At 51.2% G+C, this 17,202-nt stretch carries 12 protein-coding genes and 2 pseudogenes; 9 read left to right on the top strand and 5 right to left on the bottom strand.

Annotation, left to right across the window (positions count from 1 at the left end; all coding sequences use genetic code 11):
* Positions 1 to 5 precede the first annotated feature (5 nt).
* Positions 6 to 1,526, bottom strand: a complete 1,521-nt coding sequence (locus tag ACE15A_RS17995; protein WP_053508995.1) for a FliC/FljB family flagellin — start codon at positions 1,524 to 1,526, stop codon at positions 6 to 8.
* Between the two features lie 746 nt (positions 1,527 to 2,272).
* A pseudogene (locus ACE15A_RS18000) lies at positions 2,273 to 2,524 on the bottom strand (pentapeptide repeat-containing protein); the annotation flags it as partial.
* 131 nt (positions 2,525 to 2,655) lie between these two features.
* On the opposite strand from ACE15A_RS18000, the gene ACE15A_RS18005 reads away from it, so the two are divergent.
* Together ACE15A_RS18005 and ACE15A_RS18010 are read left to right on the top strand one after the other, a co-directional pair.
* Positions 2,656 to 3,588: a VirK family antimicrobial peptide resistance protein gene (locus ACE15A_RS18005; RefSeq protein WP_024149740.1), complete on the top strand. Its 933-nt coding sequence runs from the start codon at positions 2,656 to 2,658 to the stop codon at positions 3,586 to 3,588.
* Between the two features lie 304 nt (positions 3,589 to 3,892).
* The gene (locus tag ACE15A_RS18010) at positions 3,893 to 4,789 is read left to right on the top strand and encodes an antimicrobial resistance protein Mig-14 (protein WP_023249023.1); all 897 of its coding nucleotides are present in this window, start codon (positions 3,893 to 3,895) and stop codon (positions 4,787 to 4,789) included.
* Positions 4,790 to 5,503: 714 nt separating this feature from the next.
* On the opposite strand, the gene ACE15A_RS18015 is transcribed toward ACE15A_RS18010, so the two are convergent.
* The 3 genes from ACE15A_RS18015 to tctD form a co-directional block, all read right to left on the bottom strand.
* Positions 5,504 to 6,517 (bottom strand): HoxN/HupN/NixA family nickel/cobalt transporter, encoded by a 1,014-nt coding sequence (locus tag ACE15A_RS18015; RefSeq protein WP_023249021.1) that lies wholly within the window; start codon positions 6,515 to 6,517, stop codon positions 5,504 to 5,506.
* Between the two features lie 132 nt (positions 6,518 to 6,649).
* Entirely contained in the window at positions 6,650 to 8,065 is a 1,416-nt protein-coding gene (locus ACE15A_RS18020) for a sensor histidine kinase (RefSeq protein ID WP_053508997.1), read from the bottom strand.
* A complete protein-coding gene (tctD, locus tag ACE15A_RS18025) occupies positions 8,052 to 8,726 on the bottom strand; it encodes a transcriptional regulator TctD (RefSeq protein WP_023249019.1) in 675 nt (224 codons plus the stop codon). Before tctD ends, ACE15A_RS18020 begins: the two co-directional genes overlap by 14 nt.
* Positions 8,727 to 8,881: 155 nt before the next feature.
* Between tctD and ACE15A_RS18030 the strand changes: the two genes are divergently transcribed.
* From ACE15A_RS18030 to gabT, 7 genes and pseudogenes are all read left to right on the top strand, one after another.
* Positions 8,882 to 9,859, top strand: coding sequence for a tripartite tricarboxylate transporter substrate binding protein (locus tag ACE15A_RS18030; protein ID WP_129382485.1), 978 nt, complete (start codon positions 8,882 to 8,884; stop codon positions 9,857 to 9,859).
* 11 nt (positions 9,860 to 9,870) lie between these two features.
* Complete coding sequence (locus ACE15A_RS18035; protein WP_077918491.1) at positions 9,871 to 10,305, top strand: tripartite tricarboxylate transporter TctB family protein; 435 nt, start codon at positions 9,871 to 9,873, stop codon at positions 10,303 to 10,305.
* Positions 10,306 to 10,315: 10 nt separating this feature from the next.
* Positions 10,316 to 11,830: a tripartite tricarboxylate transporter permease gene (locus ACE15A_RS18040; protein ID WP_053508999.1), complete on the top strand. Its 1,515-nt coding sequence runs from the start codon at positions 10,316 to 10,318 to the stop codon at positions 11,828 to 11,830.
* 304 nt (positions 11,831 to 12,134) lie between these two features.
* A complete protein-coding gene (gene glaH, locus ACE15A_RS18045) occupies positions 12,135 to 13,112 on the top strand; it encodes a glutarate dioxygenase GlaH (protein ID WP_053509001.1) in 978 nt (325 codons plus the stop codon).
* Positions 13,113 to 13,137: 25 nt separating this feature from the next.
* A pseudogene (lhgO, locus tag ACE15A_RS18050) lies at positions 13,138 to 14,414 on the top strand (L-2-hydroxyglutarate oxidase).
* A 21-nt stretch (positions 14,415 to 14,435) separates the two neighbouring features.
* Positions 14,436 to 15,884, top strand: coding sequence for an NADP-dependent succinate-semialdehyde dehydrogenase (gene gabD / locus ACE15A_RS18055; protein ID WP_023249013.1), 1,449 nt, complete (start codon positions 14,436 to 14,438; stop codon positions 15,882 to 15,884).
* A 14-nt stretch (positions 15,885 to 15,898) separates the two neighbouring features.
* The gene (gene gabT / locus ACE15A_RS18060; RefSeq protein WP_023184538.1) at positions 15,899 to 17,182 is read left to right on the top strand and encodes a 4-aminobutyrate--2-oxoglutarate transaminase; all 1,284 of its coding nucleotides are present in this window, start codon (positions 15,899 to 15,901) and stop codon (positions 17,180 to 17,182) included.
* Positions 17,183 to 17,202: the final 20 nt, after the last annotated feature.

Below are 17,202 nucleotides of genomic sequence, written 5' to 3' on the forward strand. Positions count from 1 at the left end.
ATAAATTAACGTAACAGAGACAGCACGTTTTGTGGGACCTGGTTAGCCTGCGCCAGAACGGAAGTCCCCGCCTGCTGCAGAATCTGCGCGCGAGACATGTTGGAGACTTCAGTCGCGTAGTCAGAATCTTCGATACGGCTACGTGCAGAAGTCAGGTTGTTTACGGTGTTGCCCAGGTTGGTGATGGCGGAATTAAAACGGTTCTGTACCGCACCCAGGTCAGAACGTAACGTGTCAACCTGTGCCAGCGCAGCATCAATTTTCTGCAGCGGGTTTTCGGTGGTTTTAGCGGCTGCTTCAGCCAGATCTGGCTGTGCTTTGAAATCATGACCAGCAGCTTTGCTGGCATTATAGGTTTTACCGTCGATAGTAACGACTTCGGTTTTACCGTCTGCGCCACCAAGTTGGTTAGCCGCCGTTTTAGTAGTACCGTCAGCAGCAGTATAACTTGTGGTTTTAGCTTTAATAGCTCCTGTAGTTTCATTGTAATCAGCAGCGTAATATTTATCGCCAGCTTTAAGCGCATAACCGCCTTCAATTGTCTTACCATTTTTATCGGTATAAGACATTTTGACCAATGTCGCGGCATTTGCATCTGTAGTATCAACGCCAGCAGCAATTAAAGCATTTTTAGCATCAGCTGATACAACTGCCGGTGTATCTTTTAATTCCTGTACTTCTGTTTTGGTTGTAGCACCTGCAGGCATTGTGGTTTTAGTTGCACCAGTCGCAAGTGTTACTTTACCGTCAGTAGCAACGTTAACTTCATAATCGCCATTTTTGGCAGCATCACCACCAGTAAAGCCACCAATAGTAACAAAGTACTTGTTATTATCTGCGTCAAATTTAACCGCACCGCCCGTTACAGTAGGCGCACCAGTCGTACCACCCGTAGCCGCTTTAATCGCTGCATCATCAAGACCTGATACATCCAGTGTAGTACCATTATCAGCATAAGCTTTCGTTGTTGCTGCTGTATCTTTCACATCATACGCTTTTTGCACATTCAACGTATCCAGACCCAGAGTCTGAGAGTTGATCTGCTTCAGATCGATATCGATGGTTTCACCGTCATTGGCACCAACCTGGATGGTCAGGGTGTTATCCTGCGCCAGAACTTTCACGCCGTTGAACTGAGTCTGACCGGATACACGGTCGATTTCGTTCAGACGCTGGGTGATTTCAGCCTGGATAGAGTCGAGGTCAGACTGGGAGTTGGTGCTGTTAGCAGACTGAACCGCCAGTTCACGCACACGCTGCAGGTTGTTGTTGATTTCGTTCAGCGCGCCTTCAGTGGTCTGCGCAATAGAAATACCGTCGTTAGCGTTACGGGAAGCCTGAGTCAGGCCTTTGATGTTCGCAGTGAAACGGTTAGCAATCGCCTGACCTGCCGCATCGTCTTTCGCGCTGTTGATACGCAGACCGGAAGACAGACGCTCGATAGCGGTACCCAGTGCGGACTGGGATTTGTTCAGGTTATTCTGGGTCAGCAACGACAGACTGTTAGTGTTGATTACTTGTGCCATAAAATTTTCCTTTTGGAAGGTTTTTGATAACCAATGTTATGCCAGGCTTACCTGTGTCATCCAGGTTATCGACACTTGAGGCATAAACTTTACTACTTTTTCTGTCTGTAATTGCTTACGCCTAACGTTTTGATTAAAAAGCCTTTCTATGTGAACGCAGTACCTGCTAGTGTTTTGAGCGATGCCGTCTATAGAACGGAGGTTTTACAAAACAGGAATGAATGGAATAGCATTACTTTTCAAACAGTTAATTAAAATCAAGAAACAATCAGGTGAGATGGTATAGCGCGGTTCAGAGTTCACCGACGCTTCCCTGCCGACGGTGGACTGTTCTTACATTTTGTCAGGGATTTTTCGTCTGGTGTTTAATGGTGGGCTCGGACACTATTGTGATCATTCGATAGATAGCCATGCCTGGCTCCAGAATACACAGCGCCTGATAATATTTATCAGGCACTTTACAACAAAAAACCGTCAGTCTGTATCAGGTCTGACCGCTATAATAATAGCGCGACTACCTCGCAAAATCCCTTTATATTGTATGTGGTTAACCTTGCACATCGCTTTCCCGTTCTCCAGGTTCTACGGGCAAGAATGACAACCAACCGTTATTAGATTTTACTGTCGGGTGTTGTTCATATAATTATCTCATGCTTGATACAGATAGTTATTCTTACATTTCTTTTATTTCAGATTTACGTCAAAAAGGACTAAAAATCTTCACTATAAAATTCGTTAAAGAGAGTTTATGTACTTGTAGACATTCTGGTTTCTTCGGTAAGCGAATGGGTTAGCGTAGAATCTTTAAGGTTGGCATTTTTTAAATTGGCCTGAGACAAATCAACTTCGGCCAGGTTCATAGAAGTTAAATTAGCCTTTTACAGATTTGCCCGGGCTAAAATGGCCCCTTCCATATTAGTGGCCATCATAGTATTACATTTTAACGTTGCATCGCTCATATTGGCACATATAAGGGTTGCACCTGAAACATTGGCGTTTAGGCGTCTTATTGCTGCCATTGATAAACTGTTTAACAATATCGTCTGTATGGCCTTCCTCGTTGCCTTTACGTTTAACTCAATCAGGCTACCGTCTCGGTTATGAGTCTATCGAGTAGTAGGACCGTAGTATGACGATGCATCAGAGTGATGATATAGAAAGATACAATCCATTATTAATGTTAAAAGAAGTCATGGCGCAAACGCCTTATCGGCATAAGCGCTGGGGAGAGCGTAAGTTTCGCTATAAATTTGTATTACGTTGTCTTATTAACCCCGTAACGACAATTAAATACTTCAATGAATTATGTAATCTGAATCAGCCCAGAACGTTGATAATTCATCGTCCGCTGTTGCCGGCAAAAATCCAGCGGCCTTATTTGTATACCGGACTTAGCATACGCTGCCGGGCAAGAGCTATTCTGGAACACTACCAGTTCGTGCAGGCCTTTCCGGAAAATAAAATAAAAAAAATCCTGTTGTCCGAGGAGCAAACCTTGCTCGCTCACCTGGAAGGGAAAAACGGTGCTCTGGTGGATATCTACTGCGGTCCCTGTGGCTATGACAGGGAAGGCGAACTGACATTAACGTTGTGCTTCAATGATACGCCGCTGGCGCGTTTGTCATTTTCCTTTATCCACCATCAAGGGAAGCAAATAGCGCTGGTTGCCGGGTTACAAGGGCCCAGTAAACATGTTGGCCCTCAAGTCATACGTAACGCTACCAAAGATTGTTACGGACTCTTTCCTAAACGGATGCTGTATGAAGCATTTACGACATTTATTCAGTCCTGTAATGTAACGGAGATTTATGCGGTAAGTGAAAACAACCATGTTTATCGCCAACTCAGATACTTATTCCAGAAGAAAAAGACCTTTGTGGCCAGCTATAGTGAATTCTGGGAGTCGCTAAACGGCGTTAAGGAAGGTGCTTTATACCATCTGCCATCACAGGTGATGCGTAAAGCGCCTGAAAGTATCCCCAGCAAGAAACGTGCAGAATACCGGAACCGCTATCATATTCTGGATACAATAGTACAAGAGGTTAAAAGCCTCTCCCATTAGGACTAATTCAGATATGGATTTGCAGATCCTGCCACCATTCAGCGGCTTTCTCTGAAATCTATAACTAATCTTCATTGCTACTGAATGGTTAAATATAAAGTAGCCTGTGAGTGAAAAGCGCGGTATTAAACCGTAGCTTTCACTCATACTATTATCAACGACTTAATCTTATTCTCTTCACCATAACATCATCAATTAGCGTGTTAACCAGTAAATACAAGTTAAACATCTGTCACATTTTTATTTGCCTGGACAACAAAATAATTCAAAATAGAATTTTCAGTGATCTACATCAGGAGTTTTGGTGAAAATACAAGAAGTTAAACGTATATTAACCCGCTGGGAACCATCTTCCTTTTCCCTGTACCGGGAGGCGTTTACACAATACGGTGGTAGTATCAACATGCACCCAGATATTGTTGACTATTTTATGAGGCGCCATAACTGGCATTTTAAATTCTTCCACTATAAAGAAGATGATGTCATTAAAGGCGCATACTTTATCTGTAATGATCAGAATATTGGCATCCTGACGCGCAGAACCTTCCCGCTATCTTCAGATGAGATACTTATTCCGATGGCACCAGATTTACGCTGCTTCTTACCCGATCGTACTAACCGACTTTCGGTGTTACATCAGCCACAAATACGCAATGCGGTATGGAAAATTGCCAGAAAAAAACAAAACTGTCTGGTCAAAGAAACGTTCTCTTCAAAATTCGAAAAAAGGCGCCGTAATGAATACCAAAAATTCCTACGAAACGGAGGAAACGTCAGAACGGTAGATGAACTTTCTACCGAAGAGTTGTCGCACACCTTTATCTCATTGTTCCAGTCACGCTTCGGTGACACGCTAAGCGGTTATCCACCCGAAAATTTAATAGATTTTTTTACCCAGTTGCGCCACCTTTTGTTCGGTAACATTCTTTATATTGAGGGTGCTCCCTGTGCGTTTGATATTGTGCTGAAGTCTGAAAGTCGCCTGAACATTTACTTTGATGTTCCAAATAGCGGTGTAAAAAGTGAATACATGAATCTTAGCCCCGGTAGCATACTAATGTGGCTAAATATTAACCGCGCCAGACATTATTGTCAGGAAAGACAGAAAAGATTAATTTTTTCCATTGGCATACTGAAACCTGAATGGGAATATAAACGCCTGTGGTCGACCCCCTATTTTACTGGAAAATCGATTTGTTAAAATAAAACATGGACGTAAATATATTTTACGTCCTGACTTTTCATAAATCCTGATGAATTGATAAAAAAACAAAAAATCTCATCAGAATTTAAAAAATAAGTTAACATCCATATAATCATAATGACAATTACTCGAAATTCACTTACACTATACTCGGTTTTATGGAATTGATTAACACGGTATGTTGCAGATAACGTGCTAAAAAGAGTGCAGCGGTTATACACTGTCATGCCTGTGTCATTAACTCGGTATCAGGCGCAGATGATGGTTACAGCCACCATTTTATCTCTTCTGGCTGGGCGTACCGCCAGTAGATTAAAGGTGTAGCCTTGCTTTATGGCATTACGAAAATGCGGGTGAGGTCTATGCTCAATGTATAGGTTATTTGTAACAACTCTCTTGTGCATAACAATTTTACCGTCAACAGCGTTGAACTGTTACTGTGGTTCTTGCTGACAGCAGGCTTAAAGATTGCCTTAACGCGGGATATCTGATAACTGGATTATATTATGACACATGCAGACTGGCTGATTCTTGGGTATACGACTGTTATTATTATTTTTGGCATCGTATGTTATATCGGATTGCTTAAGCTGATAATGAAATGCAAGCACGAAAAATAACGTACTTACCGCGAGGAATACACTCTCAGGAGATACGATTCTTCGGCAATGATTTACACCACTGCCGGAATACTATTTTTACAGAAATCAATCAAGTATTGAGAGTGATGTTATCATAGCCGCGCCAGCGATAATTCAGCAACGAGAGCAGCCAGAATAGTACAAAAGCGCCCACCACCCAGAAGCCCACATTCCCCATATGATCGTTAAGCGTGCTGACGGTCTGCCAAAATGTTCCGCTTAACTGTAACGCATCATCAATCAGCCCCAGCGCCTCAAGCCCGCCAATCGCCAGCGCAACAATGACGGACGCGGCGGTAATGGTCATATTGTAATAAAGTTTACGTAATGGATGCGAGAAAGCCCAACCATAAGCGCCTACCATGACAAAGTTATCCAGGGAATCCACCAGCGCCATCCCTGCGGTAAACAGCACAGGAAAAATCATCATCGACCATAGAGATAACCCTTGATTGGCTGCCGAGGCGGAAATACCCAGCAGCCCAACTTCGGTTGCGGTATCAAATCCCAGACCAAACAAAAAACCGACAAAATACATATGCCAGCTTGAAGTGACCAAACGAAACGTACGCTGAAATATACGCGTCATCAGCCCGCCAGGTAACGCCTTATCATGCGCCCCTGCTGGCTCGCCACGCGTAACTGAACGAAACTGCCGCCACACGCTGAACAAAATAAACAGGTTAAGCAACGCCATCGCCAGCAGAAAAAAAGCTGAAACAGCCGTACCGATCAATGAACCATATTGATGCAGAATATCAATACGATCACGAAATGCCATCGACGTCACAACAATCGCCAGACATGCCAGAATGACAATGGTTGAATGTCCCAATGAAAAAAATGCTCCCACGCCTAAAGGCGTTTTGCCCTGCTGCATCAGCTTGCGGGTGACGGTATCGATAGCTGCGATATGATCGGCATCAACCGCATGACGCAACCCAAAACTATACGCCAGTAGAGCTGCGCTCAGCATGACCGCATGGTGATGAAAAACACAGAACGCCCAAATCCAGGCCAGGATGTTAACCCCGACAAGAAAGACGGTTAATGCTATTCCCCGTCGTTTAGTATGATTATTCATGCTCCTGCACCCACTACATTTTTGATTAACGCTACGGTTTGTAGGGGGACTGTATGATCATTTGATAAAAACATCACACATCAAGATGCATCTTTTTGTAAACGCTATTTACCGTTGAAACATTTGTGCGCATTACTGCGGGGCAATGCTTAAAAAGCGTATCCGTATGTATAACCCTCCCAGCGCTTTGCTACGGGAAAAATGGGGATGAGTACGGTGCAGGCGCGCGATATCATTGACCAATGCCAGACCAATGCCTGCCCCTACCACATTTCCTACGTTATCGAGTCGATGGAACGGCTGTAGCGCCAGATGGATGTGCTCATCATCAATGCCGGGGCCGCTATCTTCGACAACCAGCGTCACGGCATCGCCATCCCGTTCAAGCCGCGCGGTGACGATGCCACGCTCAGGTGTGTATTTCAGCGCATTATCCAGCAAGTTTCCGCACAGCTCGCCAAGCAATACTTCATCCCCGTCGATCCACATCGCCTCCTGTTCACCTTCATAGCCCAGGTCAATATGTTTACTGCGCGCCTGCGCCAGGCGGGTAAAGCAGCCGTTTTGTACGACATCGTACAGATTCACCGGCGAGAAACGCCGCTCGCCCTGCTCTTTATGCTTTACCGCAGAAAGTTGTAACAATCTTTCCGTGAGCTGAATGGTACTATCCAACGTTACGCTCATCGCCTCCAGACTTTCGTACCAGTGGCGAGGTTGCTGGCTGGCTAACGCCACCGCCGCCTGCGTTTTTAACACTGCCAGCGGCGTTTTTAACTGGTGAGAGGCGTCGGCGCTGAAGCGTTCCTGGCGGGAGAGGATACCGCGAAGCCTGTCAATGTAGCGATTGAACGCCACGATTAACAAGCGCGTTTCCGACCACGGCAGCAGTTCTGGTAGCGGCGTTAGCAGACCCGGTTCACGGCGTACCATTAATGACGAAAGTTGGCGCATAGGCCGCAGGACCCGGCGTAATAACCAGCCAACCAGCACCAGGGTCAGCAACACCAGCAAACCCTGTGAGATCCAGGAAGAGAACAGCAGTTGGCCCGCCAGATAACGACGGGACTGTAGCGTCTCTGCGACATAAATCTCCGCCATGCCGATAATGCCGCCTTCGTTGACTGGCTGTAGCAAACGCGCCACGCGGATCGCCTCGCCGCGATACTCGGTATGATAAAACCACGCCAGTGCCGGATAAAGCCGGGTACGGGGCGTAGCAGGCGGCATGGCGGGTAGATCGTCATAACCGGATATTACCTTTCCAGAAGGGTCTACGACTTTGTAATAGAGTCGATCATTCATATTAAGTTCGAAGCTATCCAGCACCACCCACGGCACGTTAACTTCCAGATGGTTATTGCGCACCACCAGCCGTTCCGATACCGTTCGCGCCGAGGAGAGCAGCGTACGATCATAAGCCTGAGTGGCGGCCTGTAGCGCATTGACATAACTGTTAAACGCCGACAGCCCCCACAGCAAAATCAGCGGCAGTCCCAGGAACAGCAAGAGTTGCAGGTACAACGATTGCGGCTTAACCCACTTCATCGCCGCGCTCCAGCACATAACCCAGGCCGCGCAGCGTCGTAATTCGGACATCGCTTCCCTGGAGTTTTTTACGCAGTCGATGAATATAAAGTTCGATGCTTTCAGGGCTTACCTCATCGTTCAGGCTGAACACCTGTTCAAAAAGCTGCTGACGCGAGACCGGCCGCGTTCGTCGGTACATCAATACGGTTAAGAGCGCCTGCTCACGCGGCGTCAGCGCTAACGGCTGTCCCTGTAACAGAAAATACCCTTCATCATGAAAGATCAGTTCGCCCAGTTGCTGAACTTCATGAATCTGACCTGCGCTGCGCCGGAGCAAAGCCCGTAAACGGGCATCCAGCTCTTCCAGTTCAAAGGGTTTCGGCAGATAGTCATCCGCGCCGACGTTGAGACCTTTTACGCGATCCGCCACCGCGCTTCGCGCTGTGAGCAGTAAAACGGGCAAGGTCTGACCGCGTTTACGTAGCCGTTGCACCACCTCCAGTCCGTCCATTCCCGGCATATTGATATCCAGCACCGCCAGCGCGTACGTTTCACTGTGCAAAAGATGGTCCGCCGCCAGCCCGTCAAATACGCAATCCACGGCAAAGCCGTTTTGCACCAGCGCTTTCTCCAGCCAGTGAGCCAGCTCACGGTTATCTTCCGCCAATAAGAGACGCATATCACATCCTGTAAAGTTTCTGCCGCATTGAAAGGGAATTGAAAGGTTATTGTTTTAACAATCACGCAACCGAACTGCTACATGTCGGCTCACATAATCACAAAAATCTTCTTCCGATCCTGAAAAATCCGGACGTCCGGCGTGAGGATAAAAAAATGAAAAAACAATTACTTCGTACCCTTACTGTAAGCCTTTTATTAATGAGTACCTCTGTTCTGGCGCAACAGGCGCCATCGCGAATGGAATGTATCGCGCCAGCCAAACCCGGCGGCGGTTTCGATCTCACCTGTAAGCTGATTCAGGTGAGTTTGCTGGAGACCGGCGCTATTGAAAAACCCATGCGGGTAACGTATATGCCCGGCGGCGTCGGCGCTGTGGCTTATAACGCGATAGTCGCTCAACGCCCTGGCGAACCCGGGACTGTGGTCGCCTTTTCCGGCGGTTCGCTGCTCAACCTGTCGCAGGGGAAATTTGGTCGCTACGGCGTGGATGATGTGCGCTGGCTGGCAAGCGTGGGAACCGATTACGGCATGATCGCCGTGCGTGCGGATTCTCCGTGGAAAACGCTGAAAGATCTGATGACGGCGATGGAAAAAGATCCTAACAGCGTGGTCATCGGCGCTGGCGCCTCTATTGGCAGCCAGGACTGGATGAAGTCGGCGTTGCTGGCGCAAAAGGCGAACGTCGATCCGCACAAGATGCGCTACGTCGCCTTCGAGGGCGGCGGCGAGCCGGTGACGGCATTAATGGGCAACCATGTTCAGGTTGTCTCCGGCGATCTCAGTGAAATGGTGCCTTATCTGGGCGGCGACAAAATTCGCGTGCTTGCCGTCTTTTCGGAAAATCGTCTGCCGGGCCAGCTTGCCGATGTCCCTACCGCTAAAGAGCAGGGCTACGACCTGGTGTGGCCGATTATTCGCGGCTTCTACGTCGGACCAAAAGTCAGCGATGCCGATTACCAGTGGTGGGTGGACACCTTCAAGAAGCTCCAGCAAACCGACGAGTTTAAAAAGCAGCGCGATCTGCGCGGCCTGTTTGAGTTCGACATGACCGGCCAGCAGCTCGATGACTACGTGAAAAAACAGGTCACCGATTACCGTGAGCAGGCGAAAGCCTTCGGACTCGCGAAATAATCGCGGAGGTAATGATGAGCGATCGTATCTTTGCGGGTATCTGGCTATTGCTCTGTATCGCCGGGCTATTCATCGCCTGGCAGATCCAAAGCGAATACAGCTATGAACCCGTCGGACCCCGTCCTTTTCCGCTGGGAATTATCGGCCTGATGGCGCTATGCGCGCTGGCGCTTTTATTACGCCATCCCGACACGGTTAGCTGGCCGCGCCGCCATGTTCTGCAAAAGCTAGTTACCATGGTCATCATCCTGTTGATGTATGCCTGGGGATTCGAATGGCTGGGTTTTCCCATCGCCACCGCACTTCTCACCATGGTTATCGGGATGCTGTTCGGCGCCACGATTCCGGCGGCGGGCATCTCCGGCGCGGTACTGGGCATTCTGCTGTGGTATGCCTTTGACCGGCTACTTGATGTCACCTTACCTCTCGGCGCCTGGCTGAGTTAACGGAGCAACGATGGATACCTGGATATATCTTTCTCAGGGCTTTGCGGTGGCGATGACGCCGGAAAACCTGGTTATCGCGTTGATTGGTTGCTTCGTGGGCACGATCGTCGGTCTGCTGCCAGGACTGGGGCCGATCAACGGCGTGGCAATTTTACTGCCGCTGGCCTTTGCGTTGCATCTGCCTGCGGAGTCCGCGCTAATTCTGCTGGCGACGGTGTACATTGGCTGTGAATATGGCGGCAGGATCTCCTCCATATTGCTCAACGTTCCCGGCGATGCGGCAGCGATCATGACGGCGCTGGACGGTTATCCAATGGCGCAGCAAGGAAAAGGCGGCGTGGCGCTGTCGATTTCTGCGGTCAGCTCATTTTTCGGTTCATTAATTGCTATCGGCGGCATCATTCTGTTCGCCCCTGCGCTGGCGCAATGGTCGCTGGCCTTTGGTCCGGCAGAATATTTCGCCTTAATGGTTTTTGCTATTGCCTGTCTTGGCAGCATGATGGCGCAAAACCCGCTTAAATCATTTCTGGCAGCGCTAATCGGTCTTGGCCTTGCGACCGTCGGCGTGGACGCCAACACCGGGGTTTATCGTTTTACCTTTGACAGCGTTCATCTTTCCGACGGCGTACAGTTTATCGTCGTGGTAATCGGCCTGTTCTCGGTATCAGAAATACTTTTAATGCTGGAACATACCAGCAGCGGGCAAACACTGGTCCGTAAAACAGGGCGTATGTTGTTCAACCTGAAAGAAGGCGCGCAGTGTATCGGCACCACCCTGCGTTCTTCGGTAATCGGCTTTTTTGTCGGCGTACTACCGGGCGCCGGGGCGACCATCGCCAGCGCCATTACCTATATGACCGAGAAAAAACTCAGCGGCAACAGCGATAGCTTCGGCAAAGGGGATATTCGCGGCGTCGCGGCGCCGGAGGCGGCGAACAACGCCTCTGCCTGCGGCTCCTTCATTCCGATGCTGACGCTGGGCGTTCCCGGCTCCGGTACTACCGCGGTGATGATGGGGGCGCTGACGCTGTACAACATCACGCCAGGCCCGGCGATGTTCACCGAACAGCCGGATATCGTCTGGGGACTCATCGCTGCGCTGCTGATTGCAAACGTGATGCTTCTGATCATGAATATTCCATTGATCGGCCTGTTCACCCGTATGCTCACCATTCCACTGTGGTTCCTGGTACCCGCCATCGCCGCAGTATCGGCGGTAGGGGTGTATGCGGTACACAGCACCACCTTCGATCTGGTGCTGATGGCCTCGCTCGGCGTATTGGGGTACATTTTGCGTAAAATGCACTTCCCGATGTCGCCGCTGATCCTAGGTTTCGTCCTGGGCGAAATGCTGGAGCAGAACCTGCGTCGCGCGCTTTCCATCAGTAACGGTAATATGGCGATACTGTGGCAAAGCGGTGTCGCCAAAGCCCTGCTGATCATGGCGATCATGGTCATTGTCGTACCGCCAGTGTTACGCCTGCTCCGTAAACACAGCCGTAAACCGCAGGTTGACGCCGGTTAATTTACTGCTGAAAAACGTTATGCTTGTCCGGCCTATGCGCTTATGCGCCTGGCCGGACACCCTCACCAGCATCACTATCCTCATAACTCGCTGATTTTACATCCCCTTTTTTGCAGTTGTCAGGCTCGTTGCACGCCTAACCTCACCCCCCACATTGTTAAATATTTGTTGCTTTCGATCACAATAATTAAACAAAAGCGATTATTTCATACGCGTTCCTGGAAAATGTCGATATTTTTAATTTATGGCTACGAAATGAGCATCGCCATGTCTCCCTGACCATCTACCGAGAGGAATGATTCTGATGAATGCACTGACTGCCGTAAAAGCGAACACAGATGATTTAGCCCAACGCCATACTGGTTTCACCCTTGCCCCCTCGGCGCAGTCGCCGCGCCTGCTGGCGTTAACGTTTACGGCGGATACCACGACGCAATTTCTCCATCAAGTTGCACAGTGGCCGTTGCAGGCGCTGGAATACAAATCCTTCTTACGTTTTAAAATCGGCAAGATCCTCGACGATCTGTGCGGCAATCAGCTACAACCGCTGTTGATCAAAACGCTACTTAACCGTACGGAAGGCGCGCTGTTGATCAGTGCCGAAGGGATCGATGATGTCGCACAGGCAGAAGAGATGGTCAAACTGGCGACGGCGGTGGCGCATCTTATTGGTCGCTCTAACTACGATGCGATGAGCGGCCAGTACTACGCGCGTTTCGTAGTAAAAAATGTTGATAATTCAGACAGTTATCTGCGCCAGCCCCACCGCGTAATGGAACTGCACAATGACGGTACCTATGTTGAGGAAGTGACCGACTACGTGCTGATGATGAAAATCGACGAACAAAATATGGAAGGCGGTAACTCGCTGCTGCTGCACCTTGATGACTGGGAACATCTTGAATCGTTTTTTACCCATCCGCTGGCGCGTCGCACCATGCGCTGGGCGGCACCGCCAAGCAAGAATGTTAGCCATGACGCCTGGCATCCGGTGTTTGATGTCGACCAGCAAGGCCGCCCGGTCATGCGTTATATCGACCAGTTTGTCCAGCCAAAAGACTTTGAAGAAGGCGTCTGGCTCAGCGAGCTTTCAGACGCGCTGGAAACCAGTCAAAACATCCTCTCAGTGCCGGTACCGGTCGGCAAATTCCTGCTGATTAACAATCTGTTCTGGCTGCATGGACGCGATCGTTTTACGCCGCATCCTGACTTGCGCCGAGAGCTGATGCGCCAGCGCGGTTACTTCGCCTACGCCGCCAGCCATTATCAAACTCACCAATAAGCGCCACGGCGAAGGAATTACGCGGATGTATGATTTTGTGATTATCGGCGGCGGCATTATCGGCATGTCGACCGCCATGCAACTTATTGATGTATACCCGGATGCGCGCATCGCGTTGCTGGAAAAAGAGTCCGCGCCGGCCTGCCACCAGACGGGGCATAACAGCGGTGTGATCCATGCCGGGGTGTACTACACGCCCGGCAGTCTCAAAGCGCAATTTTGTCTGGCGGGCAATCAGGCGACCAAAACCTTTTGCGATCAAAACAACATCCGCTACGACACCTGCGGCAAAATGTTGGTCGCCACCTCGGAGCTGGAGATGGCGCGGATGCGCGCGCTATGGGAGCGGACAGCGGCCAACGGTCTGGAGCGCGAGTGGTTAAGCGCGGCGGAGTTGCGTGAACGCGAACCCAATATCATTGGTCTGGGCGGGATTTTTGTCCCTTCCAGCGGGATTGTTAGCTATCGCGATGTCGCGACGGCCATGGGGAACCGCTTTCAGGCCAAAGGCGGCGAGATTATCTACCATGCCGAGGTGAGCGCGCTAACAGAACATGACGCCGGCGTTGTTATTCGCACCTCGCAAGGTCGGGAAATCGAAACCGCTACGCTTATCGGCTGTGCGGGACTGATGGCGGATCGGCTGGTCAAAATGCTGGGCGTGGAGCCCGGTTTTATTATCTGCCCTTTCCGCGGCGAATATTTTCGTCTGGCGCCGCAACACAACCGGATCGTTAACCATTTGATCTACCCGATCCCCGATCCGGCAATGCCGTTTCTCGGCGTCCATCTTACCCGCATGATCGACGGCAGCGTCACGGTCGGGCCGAATGCGGTGCTGGCGCTTAAACGCGAAGGCTACCGTAAGCGAGACGTTTCCTTCACCGACACCCTGGAGATTTTCCGCTCCGCCGGCATTCGCCGCGTACTGCAAAATCATCTGCTTTCCGGACTGGGCGAGATGAAAAACTCGCTGTGCAAAAGCGGCTATTTGCGGCGGGTACAAAAGTACTGCCCCAGCCTGACCGTCAACGATCTCCAGCCCTGGCCGGCGGGCGTGCGGGCGTGCGGGCGCAGGCGGTTTCGCCGGATGGCAAACTGATTGATGATTTTCTGTTTGTCGCGACGCCGCGTTCCATTCATACCTGTAATGCCCCCTCCCCGGCGGCAACATCGGCGATACCTATCGGCGCGCATATCGTCAGCAAAGTTCAGGCGCTACGCGAAAGCCAGAGCAACCCCGGACGTACGCTGCGTGCGGCACGCAGCGTGGACGCATTACACGCCGCATTTACCCGTTAACCCTTCAGACAGGAAGCAATTATGCAACTTAACGACTCTACCCTGTTCCGCCAGCAGGCATTTATCGATGGCGACTGGCGCGACGCGCGCGGCGGCGATGTCATCCCCGTGAGCAACCCCGCCAACGGGAAACCGCTCGGCAATGTGCCCAAAATGGGAGCGGAAGAGACCCGCGACGCCATCGACGCCGCCAATCGCGCCCTGCCCGCCTGGTGCGCGCTCACCGCCAAAGAGCGAGCCAATATCCTGCGTCGCTGGTTCAATCTGATGATGGAACATCAGGACGATCTGGCACGTCTGATGACGCTGGAGCAGGGCAAACCGCTGGCGGAAGCGAAAGGCGAAATCAGCTACGCCGCCTCGTTTATTGAATGGTTCGCCGAAGAGGGTAAGCGTATCTATGGTGACACTATTCCAGGTCATCAGGCCGATAAGCGGCTGATCGTGATTAAACAGCCCATCGGCGTCACCGCCGCGATTACCCCGTGGAACTTTCCCTCGGCGATGATCACCCGTAAAGCCGGCCCCGCGCTGGCCGCAGGCTGCACGATGGTACTCAAACCCGCCAGCCAGACGCCGTTTTCCGCGCTGGCGCTGGCGGAACTGGCCCAGCGCGCCGGACTTCCCGCAGGCGTATTTAACGTCGTTACCGGTTCGGCAGGCGATATCGGCGGCGAGCTGACCAGCAATCCGCTGGTACGCAAACTGTCGTTTACCGGCTCAACGGAGATTGGCCGCCAACTGATGGAACAATGCGCCAAAGACATTAAAAAAGTATCGCTGGAGTTGGGCGGCAATGCGCCGTTTATCGTCTTTGACGATGCCGATCTGGATAAAGCCGTCGAAGGCGCGCTGGCTTCGAAGTTTCGCAACGCCGGGCAGACCTGTGTCTGCGCCAATAGATTGTATGTTCAGGACGGCGTTTACGATCGTTTTGCGGAAAAACTCAACCAGGCGGTGAGTAAACTCGCGGTCGGCGACGGCCTGCAAGCCGACGTCGCTATCGGGCCGCTGATTGATGAAAAAGCCGTGGCGAAAGTCCAGGAGCATATCGCCGACGCGCTGGAAAAAGGCGCCCGCGTCATTACGGGCGGTGAAGCGCACAAATTAGGCGGCAACTTCTTTCAACCGACCATTCTGGCGGATGTCCCTGATAACGCGAAAGTCGCCAAAGAAGAGACGTTCGGGCCGCTCGCGCCTCTGTTCCGCTTCAGCGACGAGGCAGACGTCATCAAGCAGGCTAACGATACCGAATTCGGCCTGGCAGCCTATTTTTATGCACGCGATTTAAGCCGCGTTTTCCGCGTCGGCGAAGCGCTGGAATACGGCATCATCGGTATTAATACCGGCATTATCTCCAACGAAGTCGCGCCTTTCGGCGGCATTAAGGCCTCCGGATTAGGCCGTGAAGGTTCCAAATACGGCATCGAAGATTATTTAGAAATCAAATATATGTGCATCGGCCTTTAACAGGAGAGTCGCTAATGAATACCAATAAAGCTTTAATGCAGCGCCGTCATAACGCCGTTCCCCGCGGCGTGGGTCAGATTCACCCGATTTTCGCCGAGCGGGCGGAAAATTGTCGGGTCTGGGATGTCGAAGGCCGTGAGTATCTCGATTTCGCGGGCGGCATTGCCGTCCTGAACACCGGTCATTTACATCCGGGCATTGTTTCAGCGGTCGAAGCGCAATTGAAGAAATTGTCGCATACCTGCTTTCAGGTGCTGGCCTATGAGCCATACCTGGCGTTGTGCGAACGCATGAACCAGAAAGTACCGGGCGATTTCGCCAAAAAAACGTTGTTGGTCACGACCGGTTCCGAAGCGGTTGAAAACGCGGTGAAAATCGCCCGCGCGGCGACTAAACGCAGCGGCGCTATCGCTTTTAGCGGCGCTTACCACGGTCGTACCCACTACACGCTCTCTCTGACCGGGAAAGTACACCCATACTCCGCTGGCATGGGATTGATGCCAGGCCATGTCTACCGCGCGCTTTATCCTTGCCCGCTGCACAACATCAGCGACGACGACGCGATCGCCAGCATTGAACGCATCTTTAAAAATGATGCCGCGCCGGAAGATATCGCCGCCATTATTATTGAGCCGGTACAGGGCGAAGGCGGATTTTACGCCGCCTCTCCCGCGTTTATGCAGCGACTGCGCGCGCTATGCGACCAACACGGCATTATGCTGATCGCCGATGAAGTACAAAGCGGCGCGGGCCGGACCGGTACTCTGTTCGCCATGGAACAGATGGGCGTTGCGGCAGATATTACCACTTTTGCGAAATCGATCGCCGGCGGCTTTCCGCTGGCAGGCGTCACCGGTCGGGCAGACGTGATGGACGCCATCGCGCCGGGCGGTCTGGGCGGCACCTATGCCGGAAACCCGATTGCCTGCGCCGCCGCGCTGGCGGTACTGGACATTTTCGAGCAGGAAAATCTGCTGCAAAAGGCGAATACGCTTGGCAAAACGCTACGCGATGGCCTGATGGAGATAGCGGAAACGCACCGTGAGATTGGCGACGTTCGCGGACTGGGCGCCATGATCGCCATTGAGTTGTTCGAAAATGGCGACCCCGGCAAACCGAACGCGACTCTGACCGCCGACATTGTAGCCCGCGCCCGCGATAAAGGGTTAATTTTGCTCTCCTGCGGTCCTTACTACAACATCTTGCGCATCCTCGTTCCACTCACCATTGACGCCTCGCAGATTCGGCAAGGTCTGGAGATTATCGCCCAGTGCTTTGATGAGGCGAAACAAGCGTAATGTCCAATAAGCAGCGTCGG

Origin of the sequence: Salmonella sp. HY31 (genome assembly GCF_042604575.1) — a bacterium.
Lineage (GTDB): Bacteria > Pseudomonadota > Gammaproteobacteria > Enterobacterales > Enterobacteriaceae > Salmonella > Salmonella diarizonae.

What these genes read in the sequence shown, in the direction of transcription:
- ACE15A_RS18030 (WP_129382485.1), top strand. Translation starts at nt 8,882, where the DNA reads ATGAAAAAACAATTACTTCGTACCCTTACTGTAAGCCTTTTATTAATG.
- gabD (WP_023249013.1), top strand. Translation starts at nt 14,436, where the DNA reads ATGCAACTTAACGACTCTACCCTGTTCCGCCAGCAGGCATTTATCGAT.
- tctD (WP_023249019.1), bottom strand. Translation starts at nt 8,726, where the DNA reads ATGCGTCTCTTATTGGCGGAAGATAACCGTGAGCTGGCTCACTGGCTG.
- glaH (WP_053509001.1), top strand. Translation starts at nt 12,135, where the DNA reads ATGAATGCACTGACTGCCGTAAAAGCGAACACAGATGATTTAGCCCAA.
- ACE15A_RS17995 (WP_053508995.1), bottom strand. Translation starts at nt 1,526, where the DNA reads ATGGCACAAGTAATCAACACTAACAGTCTGTCGTTGCTGACCCAGAAT.
- ACE15A_RS18040 (WP_053508999.1), top strand. Translation starts at nt 10,316, where the DNA reads ATGGATACCTGGATATATCTTTCTCAGGGCTTTGCGGTGGCGATGACG.
- ACE15A_RS18015 (WP_023249021.1), bottom strand. Translation starts at nt 6,517, where the DNA reads ATGAATAATCATACTAAACGACGGGGAATAGCATTAACCGTCTTTCTT.
- ACE15A_RS18020 (WP_053508997.1), bottom strand. Translation starts at nt 8,065, where the DNA reads ATGAAGTGGGTTAAGCCGCAATCGTTGTACCTGCAACTCTTGCTGTTC.
- gabT (WP_023184538.1), top strand. Translation starts at nt 15,899, where the DNA reads ATGAATACCAATAAAGCTTTAATGCAGCGCCGTCATAACGCCGTTCCC.
- ACE15A_RS18005 (WP_024149740.1), top strand. Translation starts at nt 2,656, where the DNA reads ATGACGATGCATCAGAGTGATGATATAGAAAGATACAATCCATTATTA.
- ACE15A_RS18035 (WP_077918491.1), top strand. Translation starts at nt 9,871, where the DNA reads ATGATGAGCGATCGTATCTTTGCGGGTATCTGGCTATTGCTCTGTATC.